We start from the raw sequence: 13,558 nt of genomic DNA, 5'->3' as shown, positions 1-13,558 counted from the left end.
TTTAGTTAAGTAATCCATCATGGGGTACTCCAGATAATCTATGAATATAAGTAGTCAACATTACGGCAATTTCTTCAGGCAATTGCTGATAATCATTCAGACTCCACTGATAAATAATTGCAGTAACTCCACCAGAGATGAATTTATTTAGAGAGGATTCGTTTAGCTGATCACCTAAATTCTCCAATAATGCTTTATGAATAATAGGCATTAAAATTTTATGAAACTCCATATAAATCTTCATAATTTGTTTGTTCTCATAATGAATGCGGCATATATCTAACATCATACGATAAATATCTTCCTCTGAAGAAGTACCCTTCTTCTCGCTGTTTTGTTGCAAAGATAGTTCACACATCTCCTCCACATATTCCGTTAGGATATCTAGCGGCAGCGAATAATATTTATAAAAGGTGGTCCGGTTGATCTGAGCCTCGTTGCATATTTGGGAAACGGTAATGTCCTTGATGTCCAAACGTTCGATAAGAGACCAGAGTGCGTTTTGTAGAGCTTGTTTGGTTTGAAGTATTTTTTTGTTTGTTTTCATCATATAATTCCTTTCAAATCAACAACTTTAGTAGATTCTGTCTAGTTCATTCCTTCGTTCTGGGTCACCTTATTGACGACTGATGACATTAAACTTACTGTAAAGATGTAACGAAGTCAACAAATGTTGATTTAAATTGATTAAGGAGAGGGTTAATCTTATGATTATTAACACCAAAAAAGGAAAAGTAGAAGGTTTTGAAACAGAAGGTGTCAACGCATGGTTTGGTATACCGTTTGGTAAAGCACCGGTGGGAGACCTGCGCTTTAAGCGTGCACAACCGGCTGATCCGTGGGAGGGTGTTAGAGATTGTAAGGTTGCCGGTCATGATCCTATCCAGTTTATCGCTTTCCGAGAGGGTGAAGATGAAGATTGCCTTAATGTGAATGTGTGGGCACCCAAAAATGCTGAAAACCTCCCTGTTGTTGTGTGGCTATACGGCGGTGGCCTTCATTATGGCTTCAACACCGACCCGAGCTATGATGGTGCTCCTATGGCAGCAAACGGTGTGGTCCGTGTTAATCTCAACTTCCGCTTAGGGCCGCTCGGTTATTACGATTTTAACCAGTTCGACGATTCCTTTGATACAAATTGTACAATTTCCGATCATATTGAGGGACTAAAATGGGTCAAAGAAAATATCGAAGCATTCGGCGGAGATCCTGGCAATGTCACCATTTTTGGAGAAAGCGGCGGCGGAGTAGCGGTATTTGATTTACTTGCAAGCCCAGCAGCAAAAGGTCTGTTTCAAAAAGCGATTTCACAAAGCGGCCTTCCCCGTCTCAGCGGTGGCAGAGAATATACAAAGTTAGTGATACCACGTTTTCTTGAATATATCGGGTTACAGCCTGAAGAGGTCTACAAGCTTAAGACGATGGATATTGACATCATTAAAAAGGCGGGTAGCAAGTTTTATGAGGATTTCACAACATTATTTGCAGGAATTAACATGCCTGGTCCTTTATTCGGTGATGATTTGTTGCCAGAACGTCCTTGGACCGCTATCCAGAATGGCAGTGCCGAAGGCGTCGATGTGATTATCGGATATAATCGTGACGAGGGTGATACCTTCATTCAGTCAACCGAAGTGGTGCAGGGGTGGTTTCCTTCCTGGGAATGTGTTGAGACTATGCTCAAAAACAACGGCAAAGAACAGTATTATCCGGAACTCAGAGCAGCTTATTCCGATATTGAAGATGAGCGTAAAGCGCTTAGCAGCTTTGTTAATGATTATTTCTTTGCCATGCATTCCTATATCTGTGCAGACAATCAGGTAAACCACGGTAATGTGTGGATGTATCGCTTTGATTTTGTGCCTGTTGCTTATCAGCAGCTTAATATGGGTGCTGTTCATGCAGCTGAGATTCCCTTCGCACTTGATACTCTGGATAGAGGTTATTTCTCTTATGCCACGAAAGGAACACCGCAGGATCAGCTGGAAGCTATCCGTGACCAGATTAATGGAGCTTGGCTGAATTTCGCTAAGACGGGTAATCCGAATGGCGGATCCATTGAATGGCCGAAATATGAAGGTAAGAACAGTCCGCTGCATATCTTTGACCTCGAGCCATCCAACAGGGATGTGCGATTAAGTGAACAAGTATTCGCAATATGGGACGAAATCGGCTTACCTTATGATCAAGAATAAGGTATTTAAGGAGCATAACCACATGAAAAAAATTACAACCGTGCTAGGGGATATTAAACCGGTCGAATTAGGGTATACCACGATGCATGAGCATGTGCTTGCAGACGCTTCCTTGTTAAATAGACAGGTTATGCACTTTAAGGGCAGAATACCTGATTATATGCTGGAGCTTCGTATGGAAAATCTGGCGGGCTTAAGACAGGGAATGTCCATTTTTTCAGATGATTGTTCATTGGCCGGAGATATTGATTTCGCAGTCGCTGAATTCAACGCATTCCAAAAGATTGGAGGTCAAGCTGTCGTTGATGCATCTCCAATAGGATTGAGGGCTCCAGCCGGGCAGTTGAAGGAAGCTGCCGAGCGGAGCGGAATCCACCTTGTTACATGTACCGGAATTTATGTTGCAGCCGCCCGTCCGGATGAATATATCGGCAAAGACGATATATTTATGTACGAAGTATTCAAAAAGGAAGTTGAAGAAGGTATCGATGGCACCGATGTTAAACCTGGCTTTTTGAAATGCGCGGTGAATGCGATCAATGAAGATGGTTCCATCGACAAGAGTGAATTAGATGCGCTTCGTGCACAAGCAAGACTCTCTAATGAAACAGGTCTTTCCGTTCATGTTCATACGGGCTATCCAATGACAAATGAACATCTATACGAGGTTGTGGATGTGGCTCTTAAGGAATGCGGAATGAATCCTGACAGATTGTTAATGATGCACCAGGACCAGTTTTTGCGTAGAGGCTGTGAGAATAATGTATATCTGAGTAGTCCTGAAATGGGAAGAAACGTTAATACGGAGTATCTTGAGAAGATTCTAGATCATGGAGTATATATAGGCTTCGATTCCTGGGGGACATTTGTAACAACGCTTCCGGATGATTATGACCGGGTGAAGGGCTTGGTTGCTTTATTAAAAAAAGGCTATGGTTCTCAGATTGTCTGTGGGCATGATTGTATAACGAAGGCGTATGGCAAAACTGCCGGTTCCTATGGATATACCCGGTTCCCGGAGATGCTCGGACAATTGCACCAGTTCGGTCTTGGCGAAGAAATCCAGAAAATCACCGTTGAGAATCCGGCAAAGCTCTTATCATATTAACCTGCTAATGAATATAATCTTCACAGAAAAGGGTAGCACGGGTCTTAGTCCTAAATTCCACGGGATTTAAGGTCTTTTTTTAACATTAAAGTTAGTTGTGAAGCAGCAGCACAACTTAAAGATTATAACCAGGAGGGACGAATCATGGAAAGAAATATTGAACAATTGATTTCGGAAATGACTTTAGAAGAGAAAGCGGGTCTGTGTTCTGGATTAAACTTCTGGCAAACGAAGCCGATTGAACGATTGGGAATCCCGTCCATCATGATGACAGACGGACCTCACGGATTGCGGAAGCAGGAGGGACCTGCAGATCACTTGGGGTTACATGGCAGCTTGCCCTCCACTTGTTTTCCGTCCGCAGCAGGTCTGGCTTGCTCATGGGACGTGTCACTGACCCGTAAAGTAGGAATTGCACTTGGGGAGGAATGTCAGGCAGAGGACATTTCAATTCTGCTAGGACCGGGTGCCAATATGAAACGCTCGCCGCTTTGCGGCAGAAACTTTGAATACTTTTCTGAGGATCCGTACCTATCAAGCGAGATCGCGACCGGCCATATTGAGGGAGTACAAAGCCAGGGTGTGGGAACATCGCTGAAACATTTTGCAGTCAACAATCAGGAATATCGCCGAATGTCTGTCAGTGCGGAGGTGGACGAACGTGCGTTGAGGGAAATCTATTTGGCAAGCTTTGAAGGGGTTGTGAAAAAGGCGCAGCCATGGACAGTGATGAGCTCCTATAACAAAGTGAATGGAGATTACGCTTCGGAAAACCATCGATTGCTAACGGATATCTTGAAGGAAGAATGGGGGCACGAAGGATTTGTTGTTTCTGATTGGGGGGCTGTCAACGAGAGAGTCCGCGGACTTGCAGCAGGCCTGGAACTCGAAATGCCGTCCAGCAACGGTAAGGGAGACAATAAGATTATAGAGGCAGTACGCAATGGCTCTTTGACTGAAGAGGCACTCAACCGAGCAGCGGGTCGTCTACTCAAGGTCATCTTCAAAGCCGTTGACAATAAAAAACCAAATGCTTCTTATAGTGTGGAGGATCATCACCAACTGGCTCGGGAAGTAGCGAGAGAAAGCATGGTGCTACTTAAGAATGAGGATTGTATTCTGCCACTTAAGAAGGAAGGAAACATAGTGGTTATCGGCGAGCTTGCAAAAGCTCCACGTTATCAGGGTGGCGGCAGCTCTCATGTAAATCCTACTAAGTTAGACGATATCGCCGCGGAGCTTAAAAAATCTGCAGGCGGCGCAGCGGTCATGTATGCGCAAGGTTATGAGATTGCGAGCGATGAGGTAAACGAGCGCTTGGAAGCAGAGGCGATCCATTTGGCTCAGGCATCGGACGTGGCTATTATGTTCATTGGATTGCCGGAGCGATACGAGTCTGAAGGCTATGATCGTACGCACTTGCGTATTCCAGCAAATCAAATTGCTCTAATAGAAGCTATTTCTACAGTGCAGTCGAATCTCGTTGTCGTACTGAGTAATGGCTCTCCTGTCGAGATGCCATGGCTTTGTAAGGTGAAAGGGCTGCTAGAGGCGTATTTGGGTGGTCAAGCACTTGGCGGAGCGATCGCCGACTTGCTATTCGGTGATGTTAACCCGTCCGGCAAGCTGGCTGAGACCTTCCCAATGATACTGGAACATAATCCGTCCCATCTGAATTTTCCAGGGGAAGGCGATAGAGTGGAATACAAGGAAGGCTTATTTATCGGATATCGCTATTATGATATGAAGAAGATTGAACCGCTCTTCCCATTCGGCTTTGGCTTAAGCTACACAAGCTTTGAATATACTGGCCTTACGGTTAGCAACAAAACATTGAAGGATACTGATTTCGTCAACGTTACACTACAAGTGAAAAATACAGGTAATATGACGGGTAAAGAGATCGTTCAGCTGTATGTACATGACGTGGCGAGTAGCGTTATTCGTCCGGCAAAAGAATTGAAGGGCTTTGAAAAGGTTGAACTAAAACCAGGAGAAACTAAAACCGTGTCCTTCACACTTGGAAAGCGCGCCTTCGCTTATTATAATATCAAATTGCAAGATTGGCATGTTGAAACGGGGGAGTTCAATCTCTTGATCGGAATGTCCTCTAAGGACATTATACTGACAGAATCCGTATATGTGGAGTCTACAGTTTCTCTTCCGAAAAGCTACACTAGAACTTCAACGGTCGGTGATTTGATGGCAGATCCGGATGCTGCGCAGATTGTTCAAGCAATTCTTTCGAGTCAATCCAGAAATGGAATGGACGAGAATGCTTTCAGTTCAGAAATGCTTCAGGCTATGATGAACGGGATCCCGCTGCACGCACTACTCAATTTCAGTGGAGCTGATTTCACTGAAGAAATGCTGGATGATATGCTCGAGAAATTAAATAATTAAAAAACGGTAAGCAAACTATTTAATAGACATTAAGTTAAGAGGCAGCCGAAGGGAGCTGCCTCTTAACAATTAACATTCAGGATGTCGCATCGGTTCAAGAATTGTGTTCAGGCAATTCACATCCTGTTTCTGCAGTGCAAATGTCTGAAGAAGCCTGAGAATTCTCTACTGATTGTACATCTGTCCATGCTTGTTCCAGCTCTTGTAGAAAAACATCTGATGTCTGTGCACCGGATATTGCATATTTTCCTGCGATCAGAAAGAATGGAACACCGCGTACACCGACTTTTGTTGCCATTTTAGTATCGTTACGGACTTCTGTGGTATAATCCTCGCCTTTCAGTATTCTGAGCGATTCATCGCGATTCAGGCCTACTTGAACCGCTAATTCAGCCAGTACCTCGTGACGACCTATATGCAAGGTATCAGTAAAATAGGCTTTCATTAGCCGTTCGGTCATTTGCAGTTGCTTCCCTTGAACGGAAGCAAAATGCATCAGTCGATGTGCATCAAATGTATTAGTTCGTATCGTCTTGTCAAGATGATATTCAAGTCCAGCCGATTCTGCCAGGTGTATCATATGATTTACACTTGCCGAGGCCTGTTCGTTAGACATTCCCATTTTTTGTACCATCAATTCGTATGTGCTAGGGTTGCCGTCAAGTGATGCATGGGGATCCAGTTGAAAGCTTCTTATCGTGATGTCTACTCGTTCATTATGCAGAAACTTGCTCAGTCCCTCTTCAAATCGGCGCTTTCCTATATAACAAAACGGACATGCGAAATCCGACCATATTTCCACTTTCATAATTGCTCCCCCCTCTGCCAATTCTTATTACCTGTACGTCCAAAATGCCAAAAGTATAATAAAGACACGATTAATACAACTACGGCCATACCTGCACAGATATTGCTGTACACCGTTCCAGAGGCATACAGATGCAGCGGATTCAAGGTCAGTGAGGAATCCCCGTAATCAATAATCTTACCAATAATAACCGTCGACATTGCTCCTGAGAGAAACATTATCATAGAAAAAAGCCCCATGCCGATGCCGACCTGTTCCTGTGTTAATGTTCGTGAGACGGTATTAGATAGACCAAACTGCATAGAAACCTGACCAACACTTCCGGCAATCAGAATTAAGGCTACTACCCAAGGATCTGCACCTGCCATAAGCGACAGCAGGAAGAAGCAGAGAAACATCAGAGTCATAGCCAGACTCACAAGTAGCGGATTTCCATGGCGGTCGGCTAGCTTACCTGCACTTTTTCCAAACACCGCGGAGATGAATGCTCCTGGAAACACCACAAAACCAACCATACCTGGAGATAGTCCGTTCAACTCGGTCAATAATTGCGGTATTACAAATGAGACTCCCATTACCACCGCCGCATTCAAAAAACCGATGACCAGCGCTGTAACATAACGCCTATTGCCAAAAAGTGCCGGTTGAATAAATGGAGTTTTCGCCTTAGTCAATCTCCAGATAAGCAACAAAAGCATAAGAATTCCGGCTAGCGTTAACCAGCCGTTACTCCAAGTTATCGCTAATAGTAAGAAAGCAACCAGGGCAGCGAGCAAACCGGCCCCAAGCGCATCAATTGTACCGCTAGATGGGGGATGATCAGGCAAGTATTTTCGGAAAAATGGTAATGCAACAAGAACTATAAGAGTAAGGCCAAAGAGTACCCGCCAGTGGAAGGTCTGAACAATAAAGCCTCCTACAATTGGCGAGACAGCAGTTCCGATCGCTAATCCCATCGAAACCATGCCGAGTGCATGTCCCCGATTCTTTGGCTCATAATAGCGAACAGGAATGATTAAAGCTGCTGCCGGAATGACAGACGCACCTGCTGCCTGCAAGATCCTTCCGGCAATGACGGTTGAAAAATTGGTGGAGAAAAGTCCAATCAGTGAACCGCCGGCAAAAAAAAGCAATCCGATGGTTAATAAATTTCTTAACCTGAATCGGTCAGAAAGCTTTCCAAATACCACTGTTCCAATAGCATATAAAGATGTGAAACCAGTCATTACCCAACTGACTTGAGAAGCTGTCAGTTCGAACTCTTCGCGCATTTGCGGTAGTGCGACATTAAACATGGCAGCATTCATCACAGATAAAATCAAAGTGGCCATCAAGACCAGCAGAAGCCGCTCTTTCTGCTTACTCTCTATTGCAATTTGATGTTCCGTCATAATTCTTGAACAGGCTTGAAATCTTTAGGGAAAGTTTCTTCGAACTTATCTTTGTTGCGATACAGCTCATACCAAGCCTCTGCAATCAAATCCGGATCTCCTTCTGTTCCAGGTTTAATTAGGGTTCCTATGGCCAAGAAGCCTACATAGACCCCGTTAACCTTCAATGTCTCATGCAGATTGGATGCATAATTTCGTAATGCGGCCATAACGGCACTCCCATTACCGAGAAAGGGGAGTGGATATTGCGCAGACACCCCGCTAGAGAAAAGAATGGATCCTTCGCCTTTTTGTTGCATTTCAGGTAGTACTTCATTTACACATTGAATGGCTGGAAGCAAATAGCCGTTTACGTACTCCAAGACGCTTTGCGGTGTAGTCTCCAGTATATGTTTGTAAGTTTCAAGGCCTGCGGACGGGCTGAATTCCAGTACGTCAATTCCGCCAAAATCGCTTTTCACCTCACCAAGTGCTCGCTTTAATTGGGTCAACTGGCTGATATCAGCTAAGTAAAACTTGGCTTGATTGTCCATATTATTAAGTTCTTGAATGATTGCTGCCAATTTATCGGCGTTGCGGGCAATTAAAGCTACTTTGAACTGTTGTTTACCAAATCTTTTGGCAATAGATAATCCTAGGCCGGGACCGGCTCCGACAATGGCAATGGTTTTCATGGATAACCTCACCTTCCTTTGATATATTTAAAACAACTCATGTCGTTTTAAGTCAAGTCTATAAGTTGCTGTCTTACTAAGCAACCAACAATAATCCATATATGTGGAGATAGGGAGTTGTAGAGTTATTTATGACCATAAAAGTCAAGAATATCAGGAAGACTGGAACAAGGCAGGCAATAATTGAAGCGTTTTTAGCAATTGCCAGTAAAAAAAGTATTGAAAAAATAACGATTCTTGAAATAAGTGAACGTGCTAATGTAAATCGGGCTACATTTTACGCTCATTTTCTGGACAAATATGAAGTATTGGATGAAGTAATCGGGGAGTCCGCTGCACAGATGGTACAATTACATACAAAGGATGTCTATCTATTCAATAAAGAAAAAATTAATCAACTTGTTTATGCAGTGTTTGAGTATTATGAACAGATAAACAACACCTGCAAAGGCAATTATGAAAGCAAAATTCCACAGCTGCGTTCCCGAATGATTGATACTTTACGCAGTCACTTGGAAAAGTGTTTAGCAAATATATATGAGCAAGAAGATCGCACATTCTATGCACGGATTTACGCCGCTCTAAGCTATGAGGCAGGTTATCTATGGGCAACAGACCAAACGGGATTACTACTGGGGGAAGCAGCAGAGAAGGTAGCTGACTTAATTATGGGGGGATTGCCTAATGTTTAATTTGCTAAAATTCTATGGTAATCGTGAAACAACCTCATTTATCCAAACCATGAATGATTTTAGAATACCGGTACTCATTTGGTCCTCGCTGGTTTATGGTTCGACAACTATTCAGAGCATAAGGGAATTTCATTTAGCAGAGTATTTAATTTTCAGTGCATTATTCATTATTTTTCTTTATGTAAACTGGGAATCAGCTCTTTTTGCTAAGCGATATACATGGTCTTTTTTTATCCTGCAAGGTTCATTAATTTCAATTAGCTCAATTCTTATGCCTTCAGCTGCTGTAACTATATTAGTGGGTTTACTACCTGTCCTGGTGGGGCAGAGTATTGGATTCTACTATAATAAAAGAAAAACCATACTGGTCATTGCCTTAAGTATAACTATATTTATTAATGTATTAGTCTGCGTAGGGGAATTTCACAACCTAACTTTAGTGCTTGCTCCTTTTTTATTGTTAATTATTGTCGTGTCAGCATATACAGGTCTGTTTTTTCAGCAAGTACATTCACGATTGCGGACGCAAAAATATTTGCATGAACTGGAGGCTGCATACATGAAGGTTGAGGAATTAACACTAGCGAATGAAAGACAACGGATGGCTCGTGACTTACATGATACAATGGCACAAGGCGTTGCCGGATTAATCATGCAGTTAGAAGCTATAGGCTCTTTTATTACAAACGGAAATATTCATAGGGCACAAGAAATTTCTCTGCGTTCCACAGATCAGGCTCGCAGTATTTTGAAGGATGCACGTAAAGCGATAGATAACTTACGTCTCAAACCAGAATTTAACGAGAAGAGTTTTTCTGAAGAAGTTAGAGATGAGATCGATCGCTTTATCAGTTCAACAGGGATCAAGGTTTCTGTAAATCTCAAGGTGGATCATAAATTATCGAAGAATTTAACCGAGAATATCTTGTTGATAATAAGCGAATGTATGATAAACATTCTTAAACATGCTAATGCTACAAATGTCTGGGTTAGTGCTGAGGTCTCAAATGATTTTCTTGTGATCGAAGTTAAAGATGATGGTGAAGGTTTCATTATGGAAAAAATTGTAGAACAAAAGGGACATTACGGGTTATTAGGAATACAAGAACGGGCAAAGTTGTTACGAGGATCAGTAGAAATAACAAGTAATAATAGCGGAACCCTTGTAAGAGTGAAGGTTCCAATATTTGAAGGAGAAAATGAATGAAACCCTACAAGATATTAATTGTTGATGACCACAGTGTCGTGCGGGAAGGCATAAAATTGATCTTGGAAACGACAAATAAGTTTGAGGTTATTGGTGAGGCAGTCAACGGTGTCGAGGCTCTAAGACTCGTAACAGAGCTTTTACCTGATGCAGTGCTAATGGACTTAAGGATGCCGGTTATGGATGGAATAGAAGTTATGAAGGTTCTAAAAGACAAAGGTTCTTCTATACCAATTATTATTTTAACCACATATGACGAAGGTGATTTGATGCTAGAGGCATTGAATCTAGGTGCAAAGGGTTATCTGCTAAAGGATACAACAAGTGTGGATTTATTTCGCGTAATTGAATCAGCCATTGTTGGTGATACTATTCTACTATCAGATATGATGACAAAATTAATATCCATAACCAAAGAAAAGTTATCTCCCGTTGCAGAGGAAGAGAATGTATTAACAATTAAAGAATTGGAAATTCTGCGTTTAGTTGCGAGAGGATATAAAAGTAAAGAAATTGCGTTTGATTTTGGGATCTCAGAACGAACCGTAAAAGCACATTTAACAAGCATTTATAGTAAGCTTGAAGTTGATTCCAGATCTAAAGCTGTTGCAGTTGCACTAGAAAAAAAGATGATACATTTAAATTAGTTAAAATCCAGAAGGAGTAATATCTTTCTGGTTTTTTTTGTTTCTGTGTGGAATTGCCCAAAGGTACATGTACTTCTGCCTATTGGTACGATGTAATCACATGCTGAATTATCTAAAATATATTTATGTTTAAATAAAGGGGTGGTTGTTGAGTGGCGAAGTATTTATTTCGACTGGGATCATGGTCCGCGAAGAATAGTATAAAAGTCCTTGTAGGTGGTTTAGTTGTTTTATTATTACTTGTTGGTATAGCAATATCTTTAGGACCCTCATTTAGTTCAGAGATGTCAATACCTGGTTTAAAGTCAGAAGATGCCATGAAATTATTGAGTACTGAATTTCCGGCGCCTGCTGAGGAAGGTGGTCAGATTCAACTCGTGTTTAAAGCTCCGGACAAGGCGAATCTTACAACTGAACCGGAAAAACAATTTATTCAAAAGTATTTGAAGGAGATTGCTAGCGATTCTGAAGTAAAAGGGATTTCTGATCCTTATGAAAGTATGACGTTAAGTCCTGGGAATAACATAGGATATGCGATAATTACGTACATGCAACCGGATGTTTCTGACGAATCCAAAAACGCTCTAATCCACATTACAGAATCTATGCGTAATGAAGGATGGCAAGCTGAGCTAACAGGATCGGGATATGCAAGTTTGATAACAACTAGCGCCGGAGTTAGTCCTACCGAAACCATAGGTGTTCTTGTTGCCTTTATTATTTTGTCAATTACATTCGCTTCTTTTCTAACCGGCATTTTCCCTATCATAACCGCACTGGTAAGCCTATTGATAGGGATAATGTGTATATTAATTAGTTCAAATGTGATGGACATGTCATTAAACTCTATATCGGTAGCAGTAATGTTAGGGTTAGCTGTAGGAATTGATTATGCTATGCTTATGATTTCTCGATTCCGCCAACAACTCGGAGAAGGGTATGATGTGGAAACGTCAGCTGCAATCTCAAATGCTACGGCTGGAACCTCTGTTGTATTCGCGGGAATTACTGTCGTTATTGGTCTGGGAGGTCTTGCTGTAGCTAGAATCCCCTTTATAACAACAATGGGTATTGCAAGTGCATTTAGTGTTATAGCAGCCGTTTTAGTTGCAATTATAATAATGCCTGCAATATTCGGGGTCTTAGGTGAACGGTTTAGTTATAACAAGCAGAATAGGTTTTTAAAATTATTTAGTAGGTCTTCCAAGAAAAAAGGTTCGGAAAGCCGATGGGGGAGATTTGTTACTAAACGCCCTTGGTTAATTGTTATTTTTGGGGTTTCCTTCTTGTGTGTGCTGGCAATACCTTTTTTCCATATGAACCTGGGTATCCCGGATGATGCACAAAAGTCTACATCAAAAACAGAACGCCGTGCTTACGATCTTATCGCGGAAGGTTTTGGTGCGGGTTATAATAGCACAATAGTTATTTTGGCTAAAAGTAATGACGAAAACATATTGAATGCTTCCATTGAGCAGTTAACTGAGGAATTAAAAAGTGTTCCGGAAGTAAAAAGTATCACTCCTGCTATTCCGGGAAGTTCAGGGGAAGTAAAGATGATTCGTGTTACCCCTAATACAGGTCCAAATGATATTGAAACTAAAGAGCTGGTTCATCTTATCCGTGATAAAGCATCTACATTAGAAAATGATGGACAGGTGCAATTATTCGAGACAGGAAGTACCATTGTTAACATTGATATTTCAGAACACTTGAATGCGGCAATCGTCAAATTTGCAATAGTAGTTGTTGGGCTTGCGTTCCTATTACTAATGCTCTTATTCCGGTCATTGTTAATCCCTATTAAAGCAGTCCTGGGTTTTGTTCTATCATTAGTGGCAACATTTGGTTTCCTTGTATTCGTAATACAAGATGGTCACATGGGGAGCATCTTCGGCTTTCATGCAACTGGACCCATACTAAACTTCCTGCCTATTATGGTAGTTGGTGTTCTATTCGGTCTTGCCATGGATTACGAGGTATTCTTGGTCAGTAGAATGCGTGAAGAATACAAACATACTGGTGATGCCCGCCGTGCTGTTCTTGCCGGAATTAAAGGCAGCGGAGCTGTAGTAACGGCAGCAGGATTAATTATGATCTCTGTATTTGCCGGATTCATTCTGGCTGAAGAATCAATGGTCAAGTCCATGGGATTTGCTCTTGCTTTCGGAATCCTGTTTGATGCATTTGTTGTACGCTTAATGCTTGTTCCGGCTATTATGACTATTCTAGGAAAATCAGCTTGGTATCTTCCTAAATGGCTTGACCGTATCCTTCCGAATGTAGACATAGAGGGTGAGGCGATCATGAAGGAGTTGTCTGAGAAAAAGGGATCTGACAAAATAACCAACTCTTTGTGGGATTAGTCTCCCATTGACCATGACGAAAATAAAGCAAAAGCACTCGACTCGAAAGAGGTGGGTGCTTTTGCTT

General features: G+C 41.9%; 11 protein-coding genes. 7 read left to right on the top strand and 4 right to left on the bottom strand.

What is annotated here, in order from left to right:
- Position 1: 1 nt before the first annotated feature.
- Positions 2-547, bottom strand: a complete 546-nt coding sequence (locus MHH46_RS23890; protein WP_076192006.1) for a TetR/AcrR family transcriptional regulator — start codon at positions 545-547, stop codon at positions 2-4.
- A 160-nt stretch (positions 548-707) separates the two neighbouring features.
- Here MHH46_RS23890 and MHH46_RS23885 point away from each other — a divergent pair, with 160 nt between their 5' ends.
- From MHH46_RS23885 to MHH46_RS23875, 3 genes are all read left to right on the top strand, one after another.
- The gene (locus MHH46_RS23885) at positions 708-2,195 is read left to right on the top strand and encodes a carboxylesterase/lipase family protein (protein ID WP_076192004.1); all 1,488 of its coding nucleotides are present in this window, start codon (positions 708-710) and stop codon (positions 2,193-2,195) included.
- Positions 2,196-2,217: 22 nt separating this feature from the next.
- On the top strand, positions 2,218-3,303 hold the full coding sequence (locus MHH46_RS23880) for a phosphotriesterase (protein WP_076192002.1): 1,086 nt from the start codon (positions 2,218-2,220) through the stop codon (positions 3,301-3,303).
- A gap of 144 nt (positions 3,304-3,447) precedes the next feature.
- Positions 3,448-5,706, top strand: coding sequence for a beta-glucosidase (locus MHH46_RS23875; RefSeq protein ID WP_076192000.1), 2,259 nt, complete (start codon positions 3,448-3,450; stop codon positions 5,704-5,706).
- 94 nt (positions 5,707-5,800) lie between these two features.
- Here MHH46_RS23875 and MHH46_RS23870 read toward each other — a convergent pair whose 3' ends face one another.
- The 3 genes from MHH46_RS23870 to MHH46_RS23860 are packed head-to-tail and all read right to left on the bottom strand — an operon-like array spanning position 5,801 to position 8,579.
- Positions 5,801-6,514 (bottom strand): DsbA family protein, encoded by a 714-nt coding sequence (locus MHH46_RS23870; RefSeq protein WP_076191998.1) that lies wholly within the window; start codon positions 6,512-6,514, stop codon positions 5,801-5,803.
- Positions 6,511-7,905 carry an MFS transporter gene (locus tag MHH46_RS23865; RefSeq protein ID WP_076191996.1) on the bottom strand — a complete coding sequence of 465 codons (1,395 nt, stop codon included), beginning with the start codon at positions 7,903-7,905 and terminating at the stop codon, positions 6,511-6,513. Before MHH46_RS23865 ends, MHH46_RS23870 begins: the two co-directional genes overlap by 4 nt.
- On the bottom strand, positions 7,902-8,579 hold the full coding sequence (locus MHH46_RS23860; RefSeq protein WP_076191993.1) for an SDR family oxidoreductase: 678 nt from the start codon (positions 8,577-8,579) through the stop codon (positions 7,902-7,904). Before MHH46_RS23860 ends, MHH46_RS23865 begins: the two co-directional genes overlap by 4 nt.
- A 131-nt stretch (positions 8,580-8,710) precedes the next feature.
- On the opposite strand from MHH46_RS23860, the gene MHH46_RS23855 reads away from it, so the two are divergent.
- The 4 genes from MHH46_RS23855 (at position 8,711) to MHH46_RS23840 (ending at position 13,491) form a co-directional block, all read left to right on the top strand.
- Complete coding sequence (locus tag MHH46_RS23855; protein WP_076191991.1) at positions 8,711-9,271, top strand: TetR/AcrR family transcriptional regulator; 561 nt, start codon at positions 8,711-8,713, stop codon at positions 9,269-9,271.
- A complete protein-coding gene (locus tag MHH46_RS23850; RefSeq protein WP_076191989.1) occupies positions 9,264-10,478 on the top strand; it encodes a sensor histidine kinase in 1,215 nt (404 codons plus the stop codon). The genes MHH46_RS23855 and MHH46_RS23850 overlap by 8 nt, the downstream gene beginning before the upstream one ends.
- Positions 10,475-11,125, top strand: coding sequence for a response regulator transcription factor (locus tag MHH46_RS23845; protein ID WP_076191987.1), 651 nt, complete (start codon positions 10,475-10,477; stop codon positions 11,123-11,125). The genes MHH46_RS23850 and MHH46_RS23845 overlap by 4 nt, the downstream gene beginning before the upstream one ends.
- 152 nt (positions 11,126-11,277) lie before the next feature.
- Positions 11,278-13,491: an MMPL family transporter gene (locus MHH46_RS23840; RefSeq protein ID WP_076191985.1), complete on the top strand. Its 2,214-nt coding sequence runs from the start codon at positions 11,278-11,280 to the stop codon at positions 13,489-13,491.
- Positions 13,492-13,558 lie beyond the last annotated feature (67 nt).

This window comes from Paenibacillus sp. FSL H8-0175, from assembly GCF_045040615.1.
Lineage (GTDB): Bacteria > Bacillota > Bacilli > Paenibacillales > Paenibacillaceae > Paenibacillus_AQ > Paenibacillus_AQ odorifer.
This window is presented reverse-complemented; position numbering and strand designations above follow the sequence as displayed.